This window comes from Nitrospirota bacterium (genome assembly GCA_016207885.1).
Taxonomy (GTDB): Bacteria; Nitrospirota; Thermodesulfovibrionia; order UBA6902; family UBA6902; genus JACQZG01.
On sequence record JACQZE010000010.1, the window covers coordinates 56,384 to 72,771 of the forward strand.

Here is a 16,388-nt window from a genome sequence, read left to right on the forward strand (position 1 = left end):
AGCAGTTAATCTGATAAAGATTATGTTGTTAAGCTTTTGAAAGAATTCAGGCAGCACAAAAAAATCAAACTAACGTATTTTAAAAAGGGGAAAAGAAAAATGTATAAGAAGATGATGAAGCAGATTGTCATGGTTTTAATAGTAGCAATGGTATTTGTCGGATGTGCCAAGAAGCCGGAAATGGAGCTCAACAGCGCTCAGGCTGCATTGACCGCTGCAATGGAAGAGGGAGCCAACAAGTACGCTAAAGACGAAGCAAAGGGCCTTAATGATGAGCTTCAGGCTGCATTAGATGAGATGAAGGTACAGGAAGGCAAGATATTCAAGAATTATGACAAGACAAAAGAGATGCTTGCTAAAGTAAATGGCGGTGCAGAAGCACTTAAGGCAAAGATCCCCGGCCTCAAACAGCAGGCTAAAGATGCTGCACAGGCTGCCGCAGATGGCGCAAAGGCATCTATTGAAGAGGCAAAGGCTCTGTTAGCAAAGGCACCAAGAGGCAAGGGTTCAATGGCAGATATCGAAATGATGAAGGCTGATGTAACCGGGCTTGAGGCTTCTCTTGCTGAAGTTCAGACATTGATCGATACAGAAGAATACTTCGTTGCAGCAGATAAAGCCAATGTTATCAAGACCAGCGCAGCAGGCGTTATTGACGCGGTTAATCAGGCACTTGCGAAAAAAGGAAAAAAGTAGAAAGTAAGAAGTAGAATATAGAATCATGATTAATGGAGAGTTCTGGTTTTGAATAGGTTTTTGATAAGAAGTTTATTGATTTTCTTATCGTTAATTAGTCTCTCAGGCTGTAAAGATGCACCAGTTCTTCCAGAGGTTACCAGGGCCAAGGCTCAGGAACATACCCTCTGGAAGGCTGGTGCAGAATTATATGCGCCTGAGGATTACAGGAGCTATATTTCAGCTCTGAAAAACGGCAGGGAACTTCTTGTAACTGAAAATTCGAAGTTTGCATTATTCCGGGATTATGAATCCGTACAGGAAAAATTCCGGAATATTATTTTAACCGGCGAAAAGGTGCAGCAAAAGATACAGGAAGAAAAAGACAAGATATCAAAAGTTGTAACGGATAAGACTGCATTTCTGAATGACAGGATAAGAACCATGAGAAGGCTGTCCTCATTTATTAATGAGGGGCGTATTTCATGTAAATCTCTGACAACAGCTGAAGTTCTGCTGAGCGAATCACGATTGATGGCCAAGAAGGGAGATTTATTTGCTGCGGAAGACAAGCTTGAAGAAGTTTCCAAGTTTACGGAGTTGGCATTAAAAGTGATGTCGCCTATACTCAGCCGTTATTCTGACGAAGCCCAGATAAAGAAATGGCGTTCATGGGTCAATGAAACCATTCAAAAATCAAAAGACAGGGATATTTATTCGATCGTAGTGAGCAAGATCGATAAGAAGCTGATTATTTATAACAGAGGCATCCCATACAGGACATATGAAGTCGGCATCGGGATCAACGGTTCAAAGGATAAGATGTATGCAGGCGACAGAGCTACACCCGAAGGGAAGTACAGCATTTCCAAGAAAACATCCAATAGCCGTTATTATAAAGCCCTGCATATCAACTATCCGAATGACGATGACCTGAAGCAGTTCTCTGTTCTCAAGAGAAAAGGAATTATTCCTAAAACAGCCCATATAGGCGGCCTTATTGAAATACACGGCGGCGGAAAGAACGGAATGACCTATGGGTGTATAGCCATGGAGAATGCCCATATGGATGAGCTTTTCAAAATAGTTGATGTTGGTACCCCGATAGCTATAGTAGGATCTGTCGAGTTTGAAAACAGTATTTCATCAGCTATGAAGGGACTTTAATGATGATCATTAAAAGAGCGGTACAGATATTAATAGTACTGCTTGTTGCAGTCTTCTTTTCCCTGGAGGGTATTGGTTATTACCTTGCCGGCAGAAGCGGCAGCGCTGTTGTTGGTACTGGCGCGGAGAAGAATTCCAAAGGGACTCCGGCTGCTTCATTCAAGGGCAGCCCTGCAGCTCTCAGAAAAAAGATCGCCTCTCTTTCTCCCAAAGGAATCTATATAATAATCGATACCGCGAGAAACAGGCTTTATATGAAAAAGGGGGAGGAAATATTGCGTGAGGCTGTGATATCAACCGGCAGCGGCAGCATATTAAAAGACCCTTCCGGCAAGAGAGAATGGGTATTTGACACGCCAAGGGGTGAACGTACTGTAAAGTCGAAGATCACGAACCCGGCATGGGTGAAACCTGACTGGGCCTTTGTTGAGGAAGGTGAAGAGATACCTGCTGATAACAGGGACAGGGTTGAAACCGGGATGCTGGGGGATTATGCCCTTTCCATTGGTAACGGTTATTTGATCCACGGCACTTTATATACAAGACTGCTCGGGAGAAGTGTGACTCACGGATGCGTCAGGGTAGGGGACGAGGACCTTGAGTTTGTTTACAAGAATACACCGATAGGGTCGAAGGTGATAATTTTTTAGAATGCGTTTTTGGCGAGCAGTTTTTCTAATCCATATCTTTTTTATCCTCTTTATAAGCGCGGAAGCTTTTTCAGAAACACTGCCAGGCCGGGCGGAGGAACGCCTGCTTCAGTCAGAGCTGCAGGTTGCGCAGAAGACCAATATCTATTTCATCCTCGATCTGGAAAAGAACAGGATATACTTTAAAGCGCGCGGGATCGTATTAAAAGACCTGGAGATCAAGGAAAAAAGATTTTGGGGAGCGGCTGACACTGTAAAATTATATGTCATGACCGGTAAGGCCGCGCGTTCTGAACCTCGCAGAGATGAGGTCATACCGGAAAACATAAAAAAAGATGAAAAGGTTCCTGTACCGGCCATATCCACTCCCGCTCCCGCAAGTGACCTCAAAGCGCTGGAAGTGGATGACATGCCTGCAAGCTTCATCCTTAAACTTGGTGAAGACCTGACCGTCTCAGTGAGGCCTGATAAGAAAGGGAAGATTCCCGGTCTTTATTCCATCGTCAATACATTAAACTGGTATATATCACAGCCGATGCTCACGGTGTGGCATACTTTGAAAAAGAGGCCGTATAGAGTATTGAATCTGGTTTTGGATGAGAAGGATGCCCAAGCCTTGTACTGGTCGCTATATGAAGGCACAGAGGTTTTAATATACAATCCGCAGAACCATTAATTTGATCCGGGCTGATCCTTATCAAAATGTCATCAATTAGGCTGCGCAACCATCTCAAGAACTCCAGGCGGTTTCGTCGTCTTTCGCTTTACTTCGCGTTAGGTATTATTGCCCTGATAATCTACGAATGGCGTACCTCTTTTATTCAATCATGGGTTTATTCAAACTATGCCAGAAAATTGCAATTCACACTCGGTTCCGGCCCCAGCCCGAGTATTGTTTTTCCTGAGAAAGGCCCTTTTGACGAAAGACGCGGTTATGTAAGTATCCCTGCATTTGTCATCAATCTGGAGAAAAACAATTATGAAATAATCCGTCAGGCCCGCTTCAGCCCGGCCCTTGAAAAGGCTGTCAGGGACGGCATAACTCCTCCATATAAAGAAAAGAATGTGGCCGGGTTGAGCATACTTGACAGGCTGGGCATGCCTCTCTATGAAAGCATCCCGAGCGAAAGGATATATGCCAGCTTTGAGGATATACCCGAGGACATTATCAAGATACTGCTCTTTATTGAAAACCGCGAGCTGTTAAAGCCGGCAGGGGATACACAGAATCCTGTCTTTGAGTGGAACCGCATGGCAAAGGCCGGAATCCAGTATGTCGGGAACAAGATCGGCCTGCCTATAGCGGTTGAAGGCGGAAGCACCCTGGCCACGCAGCTTGAGAAGTATCAGCATTCTCAGGGAGGACGTACTGCCGGGGCGAAAGAAAAGATACTCCAGATAACTTCCGCAAGCATCAAGGCTTACAGGTCAGGACGCGATACTACGGTCTCCAGGAGGGAGATCGTGACTGATTATATTAATACGATGCCGCTGGCATCAGCAGCCGGATACGGTGAGGTCAACGGGCTTGGTGAGGGCTTATTGGCGTGGTTTGGCACAGATATCAGGGAGGCGTCTGATATCCTGCGTTTAAAGGAAAGCCCCTCTTCTGATCTGAAATTGCGCGCCGAGACATTCAAAAAAGTCATGGCACTTTTTCTTGCGGTGAAGGCACCGACCGATTATCTTGTAAAAAACAGACAGGCACTATTGCAGAGGATAGATCACTTTACAGGCCTGATGCTGAAGGAAGGCGAGATCACCCCTGAATTTCATGATGCGCTGAAGTCCCTCCCCCTTGAATTCAGGACAGGCAGGATGAATGTGACGAAGGCGCCTTTTGCCGAAAGCAAAGCTCCGAACGCTGTCAGATATCATCTTCTCAAGGTGCTGAACTTACCCGGCTTTTATGATCTGGGCCGTCTGGACCTGACTGTTAACAGTACGCTGGATGCGGATATTCAGAAAAAAGTCGCGAATATGCTTGGACAGCTCTCTGACAAGGAATTTGTAATGTCTGCGGGGCTGTCTCAGGAGCGTATGCTGAAGCACGGCGACCTGAAAAACATGATCTATAGTGTTCTTCTATATGAGAAAACACCTTCCGGCAACGCACTAAGGGTGCAGGCTGACAATCTGGACAAGCCTCTGGATATAAATGAAGGCGTAAAACTGGATCTTGGTTCAACGGCAAAGTTAAGGACACTTGCGCATTATCTCCAGATAATATCCGAGGCATACGAAAAGATGTCCGGCCAGACCCCTGAGGCGCTGAGAAATGCCCCCTCTCTTCATAAAGACCCTATCTCCAGATGGATAGCTGAAGAGCTTTCAGCGAGACCGGGACTGTCCCTGTCGCAGGTTCTTGAGGCAGCTATGGAGAGAAGATATTCCGGTAATCCGTCTGAGGTATTTTTTACCGGAGGAGGGCAGCACAGGTTTGAGAATTTCAACAAAGACGATAACAGCAGGGTAATGACGGTTTATGAAGGGCTGAGAAATTCCGTCAATCTCGTCTTTGTACGCCTGATGCGTGATATTGTTTCTTATCATACGGCGCGACTGGACATTGATACCGCAGTTGTAATGAAAGACCAGAAAGATGCAAAGCGAAAGGAGCTTCTCACCATTGCTGCTGACAAAGAGTCGCGTGATTTGCTTTCCGGATTCGTGGAAAAGTATAAAGATGTACCGCTTAACCGGGCTATTAAAAAACTACACAGACATCCGCTTGAACTTTGGACGATAGGTTATTTGGAGGCACACCCTCAGGCGCAATGGCAGGAGTTAGTGCAGGCCAGTGCAGTTGAAAGAGAACAATCCAGCGCATGGCTTTTTTCACCGCGCAACAAACATGCCCAGGATATCAGGATCAGGATACTGATCGAAGAAATGGCATTTGGGGAGATACACAAGGGATGGCAAAAACTCGGGTACCCGTTTGACTCTCTGGTTCCATCATATGCCACTTCTATAGGCAGTTCGGCAGACCGGCCAAGCGCGCTTGCAGAGCTTATGGGGATTATAGTAAATGACGGGCTGCGTATGCCGGCGCTCAAGGTGACATCGCTTAACTTTGCAAAGGACACCCCGTATGAGACCGAACTTTTCCTGAAGCCGGTTGCGGGTGAAAGGGTCATGTCAACGGAAGTAGCAGGGATCCTGAAGAAAGCTCTGGCAGGAGTTGTTGAAGGCGGCACGGCACGCGCTGTTTCAGGCGCATTTAAAGGGACTGACGGCAGCCCTTTGGCAGTTGGGGGCAAGACCGGTTCAGGTGACAACCGGTTTGAAACATTTGGAAAGGGCGGAACCCTTATCAGTTCAAGAGTGGTAAACAGGACAGCCACCTTTGTTTTTTATATAGGTGGCCGCCATTATGGTGTTATCACGGCATTCATGCCTGGTGAGGAAGCTGCGGATTATTCCTTTACCAGTTCTTTGCCTGTGAATATTCTGCGCCTTCTGGCGCCAGGATTGAAGCCGATGATCCTGACTGATAAATAATTCCAGGACGCTGATATTTCAAAAGTTATATAATTATGATTATGAAAGCTGAGATCCTATGATACAAGACAGATTATTTAAATCGTCTCTTCACAAAAAACTCGTGGCAATGATGCTTTTTCTCAGCCTGAGCCTGATATCAATACTTATATTTCTGTATTCCCAGTCAGAGAAAGCGATATTCAATGAGTTTGAAAGACAGACGGCCGAGCTTTCAAAGGCGATACAGATCGGCATGGAGGAGGCCACGAGCAGCGGCATAACAGATGAAAAACGCCTGCAGGGCTTTCTTGGCAAGCTGAATGCAAAAGGTGTAAAGGAGATATCTGTTATCAGCACGTCAGACAAGATCATCTCCAGCACAAACCCGAAGGATGTGGGCAAGTGGATATCGAAGAGTAAAAAAGAATTGATATTCAAGGCTGAGCTGGGGGAACCTGTCACAGGAGAGGATCAGGGGTACAATGTAATGATCCCGGTTGTTTCAGGCGACAAACAAATGGGTTATATCAATCTGACATTGAATACTGAGGACTTCTCTGTATTTCTCCAGACCAGTATGATCAGAAGGATAGTAGCCGCCTCTATCATATTCGGGATAGGAGCTATTCTGGCTGTTTTTTTTGCAAAGCGATACACAAAGCCGATAGAGGAAGTTGTTACAGCGGCGCAGAGGGTTGCGCTCGGCGACCTTGATCAGGAGCTTCATACAGGCAGAAAGGATGAAATAGGGGAACTGGCAAGGAGCTTTAACTACATGGTCGGGAAATTGCGGGATCAGAGGGAGATGACAGAAAAACTTAGAAAGGCGGAGCATCTTGCTGGCATAGGCCAGTTCGCCCAGAATATAGCGCACGAGATCAAGAATCCTTTGAACTTCATTAACCTTTCTATTGACCATATGAGGGAGACTGCAAAACCTTCAGATCCTGTTCAGGCGGAAAAGTTTGATTCTCTTATTACGAATATGAAAGGCGAGATACAGCGTGTAAGCAGGTTTGCCGAAAGCTTTCTTGAATACGGCAGGCCCTTTGAACTGAACCGCCGAAAGACTAAAATGGAAACAGTAATTGATGAGGTCGTTGAGCTTGTATCGGTAAAGGCTCAAATGGAGAATATACAGATACATAAAGAGTACCGGAAGATACCGGAGCTTAATATTGACCCTGAATTTATCAAAACATGTATTTACAATATCATTATCAATTCACTTGAGGCGATGCCTGACGGGGGCGTTCTTACGATTATGGCAGGGATGGCAGGTTCAAATTTCTCTCTTGCTGTGAAAGACACAGGAATCGGCGTTAACAAGGATATGATGGATAAGGTCTTTGAACCCTTTTTGACTACAAAGAGCAAAGGCCTGGGACTTGGGCTTGCGTTTACAAAAAGGATTATTGAAGAGCATGGCGGCAAGGTTGTGTTTGAAAGTACGGAAGGCAAGGGCAGTACCTTAACATTCATTCTGCCTGTAGAGAAGGAGCATTAGATGCCGGTCATACTTGTTGTTGACGATGAGCCGCTTCAGAGGGATATCCTTAAGACGATATTGGAATCAGAAGGGTATGAGGCGCATACCGCTGCTTCCGGCGAAGAGGCGCTCGGAGTCATTAAAAAGTTCCAGCCTGAGGTCATACTCACTGACCTAAGGATGAAAGGCATGGATGGGATCGAGTTCATGGAGGCTGTTCCCCAGGAGCCTTTTAAGCCTTCTGTAATTATTATTACCGCGCATGGCACCATATCATCTGCTGTTGAGGCTGTCAGGAAAGGTGCCTTTGATTATCTTACAAAACCGATAGACAAGAACAGCCTGCTGCTGACCGTCAGAAGAGCGGTTGAGAGGGCATCTCTGCTGAAAGAGAATATGCTCCTCCATAAGGAGCTTTTCAGCAAATTCAAGATCGAAGGCATTGTCGGAAAGTCAGAGAAGATGCAAAAGGCGATGGAGATAGTAAAAAAAGTCGCGCCTTCATCCGCAACGGTATTTATAAGGGGTGAAAGCGGTACGGGCAAAGAGCTTGCGGCAAGGGCGATCCATTACAACAGCCTCCGAAAGACAAAGCCGTTCATCGCACTGAACTGCGCTTCCATACCTGAGAACCTTTTTGAGAGTGAACTCTTCGGTTACGAACCAGGCGCGTTCACCGGGGCCAACACGAGGAAAGAGGGCCTTTTTGAACTTGCAAACGGAGGCACTCTCTTTCTTGATGAGATCGGTGACCTGCCGCTTGTGACACAGTCAAAACTGTTGAGGGTCTTTCAGGATAAGGAGATACGCAGGATAGGCAGTAAAGTGACCATAAAGATCGATGTGAGGATAATAACCGCGACAAACAAGGATATGGAAAAGGAGATCGCGGCCGGCCATTTCAGGGAAGATATGTATTACAGGCTCAAGGTTGTAACGATTTATCTTCCGCCTCTAAGGGAGAGGATCGAAGATATTCCTGAACTTGTAGATTTTTTCCTGAAGAAATACAACAAGGAATTCGGCAAGAGAATAAAATCTGTGGAGCCTGCCGTTCTCAATGCTTTTTCGCGTTATCAATGGCCGGGCAATATAAGGCAGATAGAATCGGTTATTGAAAGGGCTGTGCTTATGAATGATACAGGGTCTATCAATCTGAGAGACATAAAAGGCGAACTTGAGTTTGTTGATAATAAAGAAAGTTCCGCTGCTTTTGATCTTCCGCCTGAGGGGATAAATTTTGAAAAGATGGAAAAAGAGCTTATCAGCAAGGCCATGGACAGGTCAGGCGGGGTGGCGTCAAAGGCTGCAAAGTTATTAGGGATGAGCTATAAGACATTTTTGTACAGGTTGGAAAAGCATAACATCGAAAGCGCTCCCTCCTGATTTGATTCTTATCTTTATATCAGGGTCAATCCTTCACCCAGTAAGCCAGCTTTTCCGCAATCATCGCCATAATTAGAAAGACCAATAAACCTATTCCCTGATACATTGGTTCCGCATAGAGAACCGGTTCAATCCCTGACCTATAAGAGAAGTAGGCGAGGGGCGGGATCCATGCTGTCAGGGAAATAAGCAAGCCTCTCCATCCTATAGAGAGAAAGGTCTTCGGCCTGGGAGGGCGCGTATCCCTTTCCTTATTCATGTCTCTGGCAGGGATCTGTTCGCCTCTCTGGCTAAGGAGCCGGCCTATAGCTTCAAAAGCCTCATCCGAATATTTATTGACATCGTTTTCTTTGTATATATTCTTAAGTTCTTCAGTATCCCTATTCTCCATCGTCTTCATTATGTCTTCTATAAGTATCTCTTTGCGGTCCGGTATGGTTGCCATTTCAGAAGGCTCCTTTTTTTAATGTGATTATTAATAAATTAGAATAAAATCTTAAAAAAAACAAATCAGGCAAAAGAGCGCAAGAGACATCTATGATTCTCTTCCAAAAGGACTGAGCGCGCGCAGGTCTCTTATGATCTCCGGCATCTTTTGAAGGACAAGGCCTATCTCTTCATCTGTTGTGTATCTGCTCAGGGAGAACCTGATCGAGCCGTGAATGGCGGTAAAAGGCACGCCCATGGCCCTTAGCACATGCGAAGGCTCAAGAGAGCCTGAAGTGCATGCCGAGCCCGAGGATGCGCAGATATTATATTCATTCAATCTCAGCAGAATGGCCTCACCTTCTACATATTCAAAGCTGATATTTGAAGTGTTCGGCAGCCGGTTCTCTGTATCGCCATTGACCCTTGCGTCAGGGCATGCGCTGAGCAACCCCTTTTCGAGCCGGTCACGAAGGTTTGTTACTTTTGTGTTTTCAATACCGAGATTATCTTTGGCAAGCCCGCATGCTTTTCCAAATGCGATTATTGAGGCAACATTCTCTGTGCCTGACCTTCTGCCTCTCTCCTGATGCCCCCCGATAATGTACGGAGAGAACCTGATGCCTTTTCTTACATAAAGCGCCCCGATGCCTTTTGGCGAGTGTATCTTATGCCCTGAGATGGACATCATGTCAACCGGGAGTTTCTTCACATCCACCGGTATCTTGCCTACAGCCTGCACGGCATCTGTATGCATAATAACACCTTTAGACTTCACGATCTCGCATATCTTCTCAATCGGAAATATCACCCCGCTTTCATTGTTAGCGTACATTATGGAGACAACGGCGGTGTTCTCAGTTATTGACCTCTCCAGGTTCAGGAGGTCGATCCTTCCAAGTTTATCGACTGGCAGGGTGGTTATATCGAATCCCCTTCTCGACATAGCCTTGCAGAAGTTCAGAACAGCCGGGTGTTCGACCCTTGTGGTGATGATATGTCTCTTCCGGCCTGTTTCAAGAGCGCTCATGACAGCGGTGTTGTCGCTCTCAGTCCCGCAGCTGGTGAATATTATCTCTTCAGGCTCTGCATTTATCAGCGAAGCAGCCTCTGCTCTTGCCTCCTCTATCTTCCTGTGGATCTGGCCTCCGAATAGGTGCATGCTCGAAGGGTTGCCGTAGAGTTCTGTCAGGTATGGCAGCATAGCATCTCTCGCCTCATCAGCGACCCTTGTTGTCGCGTTATTGTCGAGATAGACCTCTTTCATTGGGCCTCCACAACCAGTTCATCGCTTATAAGTTCCTTCAGTGTCTTATTGATATCTCCAATCGTAATGCCGGACATCTTGCATTCAGTGCACATGCCTCTCAGTGCTATTATGACCCTGTTGCCCTGAACATCTATGAGCTCTATATCCCCTCCATCAGCCTGAAGCCTCGGCCTTATCTCTTTTTCGATCACTTCCTGTATCATGGCTATCTTTTTGATATTGGTCATCGCTTTCTTTGGACTCGCGGCCTTTACTCCTGATACCTCAAGCAGGATATCCGCGATCCTGGGGATGCATTCACCGCAGCCTCCGCCGGCCTTTGTGAAATTGGTTATATCCTCTACAGTACGCAGGCCGTTCTCTTTTATGGCACGCCTTATCTTCTGATCTGTCACGCCGAAGCACTTGCAGACCATCTCTCCTTCATCAGCTTCGGGACGCGCTTCTCCTCTATAATCGGCAACAGCAGCCTCAAGCGCTTCCTGTCCCATCACAGAACAGTGCATCTTTTCGCGGGGAAGGCCGCCGAGGTATTCAGCGATATCCTTGTTCGTGACCTTCAACGCTTCATCAACCGTCTTTCCTTTTATCAGTTCAGTTAGCGCGGATGATGAGGCGATGGCGCTTGCGCATCCGAATGTCTGAAACTTAGCGTCAATGATCCTGTCTGTCTTTCTGTCTATCTTCAGCGTGAGCTTCAGCGCGTCGCCGCAGATCAGGCTGCCGATCTCGCCTACAGCGTCAGGATTTTCGATCTCTCCGGTATTTTTGGGTTGTAAAAAGAGTTTTTTGACCTTTTCAGTATATTCCCACATATTGATTAATTATCATAGGGATATGACCTTGTCAAGAAAACTCCGGATATGATATTTTTTATAGTGATTAAAGCTGTGTTATTCTATCCTGTACTCAGGTTTTAAGGCTGGCAAGGAGGAGTTATGCCGATATACGAATATAAATGTACAAAGTGCAAGGAGGTTTTTGAGGTGATCCAGAAGATCAATGATGAGCCTCTTTCCAAATGCGGTGAATGCGGAGGCAAACTAAAAAAAATGATTACAAACACCTCATTCGTCCTGAAAGGAAGCGGATGGTATGTTACTGATTATCCTTCTGAAAATAGAGATAAGGCCATGAAGGCGAAGAAGTCTGCCGATCAAAAGAAGGATTCAAAAAAGAAAGAGGCCGCAAAGACAGAGTGACAGCATTCATGAACAATACATCAGGAAAGATACGCCCGCATGTCCATGTCCCGTATGACGCAATAGATAAATATCTTAAGTTTATCAGGTCTGAGAAGCTGAACCTTGAGATATACTTTGGTTCCAAGCAAGCTGATGAGTTGAACAGGGACGACATCCTTGAACTGAAAAAGAAGCTGGATTACGGGCCTGAGATATCGGTACACGCACCATTCATGGATCTTTCCCCCGGAGCTGTTGATTCAAAGGTGAGAGAGGTCACGATACAGAGATTTGTTGATGTTCTTCATTACTCTAAGATACTTGAGCCCAATGTCGTTGTCTTTCATTCAGGATATGACAAGTGGAAATATGATAAACGCGTGGATATCTGGCTTGAGAGGAGCATGGAGACTTGGCAGCCTATAAATGTCATGGCAGCTGATATGGGCATAAAGATCGCGATAGAGAACATTTTCGAGGAGGAACCTGCAAACTTAAAGCTTCTCATGGGGGAAATGAACTCAAAGAACTTCGGGGTATGTTTTGATACCGGGCATTTCAACCTTTTTTCATCTATCTCATTGACAGAGTGGATCGAGGTTATCCATCCCTACATAGCCGAGCTTCATCTGCATGACAACAGCAGGCTTGGCGATGAACATCTTGCCATAGGGGACGGGATATTCGATTTCAACCTCTTGTTCAGGATGATTGAAGAGGTTGACTGTGTCTATACCTTAGAGGCGCACAGTATCAAAGATGTCAAGAAAAGTTTAAAATGGCTTGAGGAATATTTTGAAAAGCGTGGTGAGTAGTTTGCCATCTGCTAAATCATAGAATATTTTCTAATTGCCTTGCTCCATGACAGATTACAACAATCTCAATAATCTCATTCTTAATGCGGTAGACAATTCTATAATTCTCATAAATCTTCTCTCTTAAATTCTCATTGTTATATTCTGGAACAACGCGGCCTGTTTTTGGGAACTGAGAGATGGTTTCAACAATCGAGATAATTTTCTTGGCAAAAAGAGCAGCGTAATATCTTGAATCTTTTGCGATGTAGTCACAGATATCTTCAAAATTCGAAGCTGCTCTTGGCGACCATTTTATGCTGTAAGCCATTTGGACATCCGCTGTTCAATTTCTGAGTGAGGAATCCCTTTCCCCTCGTCCAATTCTTTCAACCCGGCATCAACCTGAAGCTTGAAATATAATTCTGCAATAATGTCATCAACCGTGACCTCTTCAGGAAGAGACTGAATCATCTGAATGACCTGCTGTTTTATACCTCTCATTTAAATCACCTCCTCGATGTCCAAATATACCATTTAAATCTATCCGCTAACAAGGGACATGATTTTTTAGGTCTTCAAGGGAAGTAGACTTTCCGCATTCTACAGCTTCCCGACATGATTCCTTAAAGAGAAGCCTTTGAGTTCAGGATCGCCTTCGCCTTTATACTGGATCATGACCATATGAGATTCTCCCATGCCTTCAGGCATTATCAGCCCTTTGATCTTTTTTATCTCTGCTGCATAATTCGGCGAGTCGGCATAGAGTTCTGTAATTATTTCGTCAATGCCGGAAGCGACAAGGTACGTTCCCTGCGATGTGTAGCCTAATGTTTCCAGCACTGCCTCATCACCCCATTTTTTAACGGATGAAAAATCAACATGGGCGGTTATGTCCTGCTCTCCTACATACTCATATGGATTTTCATTTATCTGATGATCGTGATAGCAGAGGAGGGTGCCTCTGTTTCTCTCTTCACTGTAATATTCTTTCGCAGTGTAACCGTAATCTATCGTCAGGAGAAAACCGTTAGATAATATCGATGATATCTCTTTGAGCCAATCTTTTATTCTGAGATTTATCTCAGTTCTGTACCCCTGTGGGAATCCCGTGGAGAACTGCCTGATGTAATCCATCAATTCAATATCAGTGATATCCTGTTTTATCTCAATGAGTCCGCCTGGATCATAATTCAAACAAACCTCTTTCAGGCCATTATCCATCTCAACGATATGAACCGGAAATGCGTCAAGAAGCTCGTTGGAAAATATGCAGCCGTTGATTTTGCCGGGCATATCTTTTAGTGACTGAAACCATGTTACCCTTTCTTTATGTTTCGCAAGAAGATCTCCCTGTTTTTTCTCAAAGTGTTTGAATGGTTCAATGATCGCGTACTTTAATGAGTTTGAAATATCATGAGATTGCTTAGTCAGATGATCGAGAATATCTTTGCTTAAATACCCTTCGCCCGCTCCTATCTCAACAGCATGAAATTCAGACGGCTTGCCGAGTATCTCCCACATCTCTATTAACTGCTTCGCTATCATCGCGCCGAAGACAGGGTGAAGATGCGGGCTTGTATAGAAGTCGCCATGACGGCCTATCGCAACCTCAGGGTTTGAGTAGTAGCCGAGTTCAGGATAATAAAGCGCCATCTCCATGAACTTCTCAAAAGTGACGGAACCGTCTTTTTTTATCTTTTCAATGATGATATTTTTCAGTTGTTTCATTTTTGTATTTTCGTCATTCCGGCTTGTCCGGAATCTTTTCCGTGATAAATACAGGGCTTCTTCGTTTCATTCAGAATGAAATTTAAAGACGATTCCGGACAAGCCAACAGTAGGCTGGACGGAACCGCCGGAATGACATTATCATGAAAGTCTGAATATTATAATGCTTTGGGAAGAATATGATGATAAAGATTGTAGCTGATGATTTACGGCAGGCTAAAACTCATTCTCTGTCCACATATCCTGCGTGAACCTGACGGCCTTGTTCCTGCCGGTATCTTTCGCCTTGTATAGAGCCACATCGGCATACTTGATGGCCTGCCAGAAGGCGTCTGTGTCTTTGGGGAATTCGCTTATGCCGAGGCTGATCGTCTTTTTTATTATTCCGTCAAAGACCTTGAGCTTGGTGTCTTCCATAGACTTTCTGATCTTTTCAGCGATCTCCATTGTTTTATCGCCCTCGACATCAAGTATTATCAGAAGGAACTCCTCTCCGCCAAACCGTATCACAAGGTCTGAGCTTCTAACGCATTGCCTGATGATATTGGCAGTGTTTTTGAGGATTTCATCGCCGACATTATGGCCGTAAACATCATTGACCTGTTTGAAGTAGTCGAGATCGCACATTATAAGCCCGATGTTCTTCTTCCTTCTCAGGGCGCCGGCTATGAGTGTTTCAGTATATTCCTGCAGGAACCTCCTGTTGTACAGGCCCGTAAGCGCGTCCTTCAGCGCAGATTCTCTTAGTGTGTTCGTCAGCCTCTTCGCCTCAATTACAGGAACAGCCTCGCTGATATACTGTTCCACTTTATATATCCTTCTGTCTTTACCGTTGAGATTGTAGTATTTTTTATCAAACAGGAACTGGACGACTCCGCCGACGCTTCCTGAGATCAGCATCGGTATACATACATGGATCTTGTCCAGTTCTGTTTTGAACTGTTTGCATATGTTTGGGTAAGCAAAAGAGGATATAAGGTGGCCGGTCTTTTTTACCTTGCATAGGCTGCAGTCATGCAGTATGTCAGGATTGCAGTTTATATCGTTTTCATTCATGATGATGGGATATACCGATTTCATCTTGTTCTGGCTGTTTGAAACCTCATAGATCAGGAAGTTGTCAAGCCCGAACCTGTCAAAGACATTGCCAAGCCTGGAGTAGACATCTTCAAGGCTGTCGTCCTCTTCGATGACCTGTTTAAAAATATCAAGTTCATGGATCTCTTCCATCAGGTCATTGAAGTCCTGTGTCAGGATGCCTATTTCATCTTTTGAGCTCACATGGATCTTGTTTGTGATATCCACCTTTCCTTCTCCCACTGACCTTATCTGCTCTATTATCGCCTTGACGGGCCTGGCGATCGCTCTTGAAATGGAGATCGTGAAAACTATAAGAAGAAGAGTCGCTGTCAGCAGGACGCCTATAAAGGCGTAGGGCATGAATTTTGTCACGTATCTGATGCTCCGGGCATTTACATCGTAAAGTGAGGCTTCTTCGGAAGAGTACCGGTTGGATAATGATATTAATTTTGAAATCAGCAGTTTGAATTCCCCGATATTATTATCAAGCTGTTCCGCGCTTAAATTTTTATCCGCGAGCAAGTCCTTTTTTGTTTTAGCTATCTCCAGTATCTTTGCTTCAAGCGCGTCAACGTCAGCCAGCAAAGACTTTGAGTAAATCCCGTTTCCGGGATCGTTTTCAGAAGAAAGTGTCGTGCTGTCAATAACGCTGTTGTCATCCCTGTTAATATCCACTACCAGCCCGCCCGTGGACAACGCAGCTGCAAATAACCTGATATCGGAAACCCTTGCTTTTGATATCTCAAGTTTAGCGTTAAAGATATTTATATCAGAGATATTCCTTATTTCAGTTGCGTCAGTGCTGAGCTCCTGCAGTTTTCTCAGGATCTTCTGGGCGACTCTTTCGTGAGGTATCAGGTGGTTTACTATCTTGTCGGTTTTCAGATTGATTATCTTGCTGGTTACGATGCTTATGCCGAACATCACCATGAACCAGAACAGGACGCCAACGAAAAAGAATACGAACTTTTCCCTTATAGGCATGTTGACGAATGTTATGAACTTTACAAATTTCTTCACTCTGCTCATATTTTCATTAGTCAATGCGGT

At 45.1% G+C, this 16,388-nt stretch carries 16 protein-coding genes; 9 read left to right on the forward strand and 7 right to left on the reverse strand.

Features of this window, described 5'->3' with window-relative positions:
• Positions 1–99 precede the first annotated feature (99 nt).
• From HY807_07345 to HY807_07375, 7 genes are read left to right on the forward strand one after another with little or no spacing between them, the layout of a single operon-like run.
• A complete protein-coding gene (locus HY807_07345) occupies positions 100–696 on the forward strand; it encodes a hypothetical protein (protein MBI4826221.1) in 597 nt (198 codons plus the stop codon).
• Between the two features lie 48 nt (positions 697–744).
• Positions 745–1,842 (forward strand): L,D-transpeptidase, encoded by a 1,098-nt coding sequence (locus HY807_07350; protein ID MBI4826222.1) that lies wholly within the window; start codon positions 745–747, stop codon positions 1,840–1,842.
• Entirely contained in the window at positions 1,842–2,492 is a 651-nt protein-coding gene (locus HY807_07355; GenBank protein ID MBI4826223.1) for a L,D-transpeptidase, read from the forward strand. The genes HY807_07350 and HY807_07355 overlap by 1 nt, the downstream gene beginning before the upstream one ends.
• Before the next feature lies 1 nt (position 2,493).
• Positions 2,494–3,168 carry a hypothetical protein gene (locus HY807_07360; protein MBI4826224.1) on the forward strand — a complete coding sequence of 225 codons (675 nt, stop codon included), beginning with the start codon at positions 2,494–2,496 and terminating at the stop codon, positions 3,166–3,168.
• Positions 3,169–3,194: 26 nt separating this feature from the next.
• Positions 3,195–5,996 carry a transglycosylase domain-containing protein gene (locus HY807_07365; GenBank protein ID MBI4826225.1) on the forward strand — a complete coding sequence of 934 codons (2,802 nt, stop codon included), beginning with the start codon at positions 3,195–3,197 and terminating at the stop codon, positions 5,994–5,996.
• Between the two features lie 58 nt (positions 5,997–6,054).
• Positions 6,055–7,485 (forward strand): HAMP domain-containing protein, encoded by a 1,431-nt coding sequence (locus HY807_07370; GenBank protein ID MBI4826226.1) that lies wholly within the window; start codon positions 6,055–6,057, stop codon positions 7,483–7,485.
• The gene (locus HY807_07375; protein MBI4826227.1) at positions 7,486–8,853 is read left to right on the forward strand and encodes a sigma-54-dependent Fis family transcriptional regulator; all 1,368 of its coding nucleotides are present in this window, start codon (positions 7,486–7,488) and stop codon (positions 8,851–8,853) included. It begins immediately after the preceding gene.
• Positions 8,854–8,878: 25 nt separating this feature from the next.
• On the opposite strand, the gene HY807_07380 is transcribed toward HY807_07375, so the two are convergent.
• From HY807_07380 to nifU, 3 genes are all read right to left on the reverse strand, one after another.
• Positions 8,879–9,298: a hypothetical protein gene (locus HY807_07380; protein MBI4826228.1), complete on the reverse strand. Its 420-nt coding sequence runs from the start codon at positions 9,296–9,298 to the stop codon at positions 8,879–8,881.
• A gap of 90 nt (positions 9,299–9,388) precedes the next feature.
• Positions 9,389–10,546, reverse strand: a complete 1,158-nt coding sequence (gene nifS, locus HY807_07385) for a cysteine desulfurase NifS (GenBank protein ID MBI4826229.1) — start codon at positions 10,544–10,546, stop codon at positions 9,389–9,391.
• Complete coding sequence (gene nifU, locus HY807_07390; protein MBI4826230.1) at positions 10,543–11,364, reverse strand: Fe-S cluster assembly protein NifU; 822 nt, start codon at positions 11,362–11,364, stop codon at positions 10,543–10,545. The genes nifS and nifU overlap by 4 nt, the downstream gene beginning before the upstream one ends.
• A 123-nt stretch (positions 11,365–11,487) precedes the next feature.
• Here nifU and HY807_07395 point away from each other — a divergent pair, with 123 nt between their 5' ends.
• A complete protein-coding gene (locus tag HY807_07395; protein MBI4826231.1) occupies positions 11,488–11,751 on the forward strand; it encodes a zinc ribbon domain-containing protein in 264 nt (87 codons plus the stop codon).
• An 8-nt stretch (positions 11,752–11,759) separates the two neighbouring features.
• Positions 11,760–12,548 (forward strand): sugar phosphate isomerase/epimerase, encoded by a 789-nt coding sequence (locus tag HY807_07400; GenBank protein MBI4826232.1) that lies wholly within the window; start codon positions 11,760–11,762, stop codon positions 12,546–12,548.
• Between the two features lie 16 nt (positions 12,549–12,564).
• On the opposite strand, the gene HY807_07405 is transcribed toward HY807_07400, so the two are convergent.
• The 4 genes from HY807_07405 to HY807_07420 form a co-directional block, all read right to left on the reverse strand.
• Entirely contained in the window at positions 12,565–12,858 is a 294-nt protein-coding gene (locus HY807_07405; GenBank protein ID MBI4826233.1) for a type II toxin-antitoxin system RelE/ParE family toxin, read from the reverse strand.
• Positions 12,843–13,031 carry a hypothetical protein gene (locus HY807_07410; protein MBI4826234.1) on the reverse strand — a complete coding sequence of 63 codons (189 nt, stop codon included), beginning with the start codon at positions 13,029–13,031 and terminating at the stop codon, positions 12,843–12,845. Before HY807_07410 ends, HY807_07405 begins: the two co-directional genes overlap by 16 nt.
• Before the next feature lie 99 nt (positions 13,032–13,130).
• Positions 13,131–14,258: an SAM-dependent methyltransferase gene (locus HY807_07415; protein MBI4826235.1), complete on the reverse strand. Its 1,128-nt coding sequence runs from the start codon at positions 14,256–14,258 to the stop codon at positions 13,131–13,133.
• Between the two features lie 216 nt (positions 14,259–14,474).
• Positions 14,475–16,358 carry a diguanylate cyclase gene (locus HY807_07420; protein ID MBI4826236.1) on the reverse strand — a complete coding sequence of 628 codons (1,884 nt, stop codon included), beginning with the start codon at positions 16,356–16,358 and terminating at the stop codon, positions 14,475–14,477.
• Positions 16,359–16,388 lie beyond the last annotated feature (30 nt).

Bases quoted from the DNA above. Each gene is read 5' to 3' on its own strand.
- HY807_07345 (MBI4826221.1), top strand. From the start codon at position 100: ATGTATAAGAAGATGATGAAGCAGATTGTCATGGTTTTAATAGTAGCA.
- HY807_07355 (MBI4826223.1), top strand. From the start codon at position 1,842: ATGATGATCATTAAAAGAGCGGTACAGATATTAATAGTACTGCTTGTT.
- HY807_07360 (MBI4826224.1), top strand. From the start codon at position 2,494: ATGCGTTTTTGGCGAGCAGTTTTTCTAATCCATATCTTTTTTATCCTC.
- HY807_07365 (MBI4826225.1), top strand. From the start codon at position 3,195: ATGTCATCAATTAGGCTGCGCAACCATCTCAAGAACTCCAGGCGGTTT.
- HY807_07370 (MBI4826226.1), top strand. From the start codon at position 6,055: ATGATACAAGACAGATTATTTAAATCGTCTCTTCACAAAAAACTCGTG.
- HY807_07375 (MBI4826227.1), top strand. From the start codon at position 7,486: ATGCCGGTCATACTTGTTGTTGACGATGAGCCGCTTCAGAGGGATATC.
- HY807_07380 (MBI4826228.1), bottom strand. From the start codon at position 9,298: ATGGCAACCATACCGGACCGCAAAGAGATACTTATAGAAGACATAATG.
- nifS (MBI4826229.1), bottom strand. From the start codon at position 10,546: ATGAAAGAGGTCTATCTCGACAATAACGCGACAACAAGGGTCGCTGAT.
- nifU (MBI4826230.1), bottom strand. From the start codon at position 11,364: ATGTGGGAATATACTGAAAAGGTCAAAAAACTCTTTTTACAACCCAAA.
- HY807_07395 (MBI4826231.1), top strand. From the start codon at position 11,488: ATGCCGATATACGAATATAAATGTACAAAGTGCAAGGAGGTTTTTGAG.
- HY807_07400 (MBI4826232.1), top strand. From the start codon at position 11,760: ATGAACAATACATCAGGAAAGATACGCCCGCATGTCCATGTCCCGTAT.
- HY807_07405 (MBI4826233.1), bottom strand. From the start codon at position 12,858: ATGGCTTACAGCATAAAATGGTCGCCAAGAGCAGCTTCGAATTTTGAA.
- HY807_07410 (MBI4826234.1), bottom strand. From the start codon at position 13,031: ATGAGAGGTATAAAACAGCAGGTCATTCAGATGATTCAGTCTCTTCCT.
- HY807_07415 (MBI4826235.1), bottom strand. From the start codon at position 14,258: ATGAAACAACTGAAAAATATCATCATTGAAAAGATAAAAAAAGACGGT.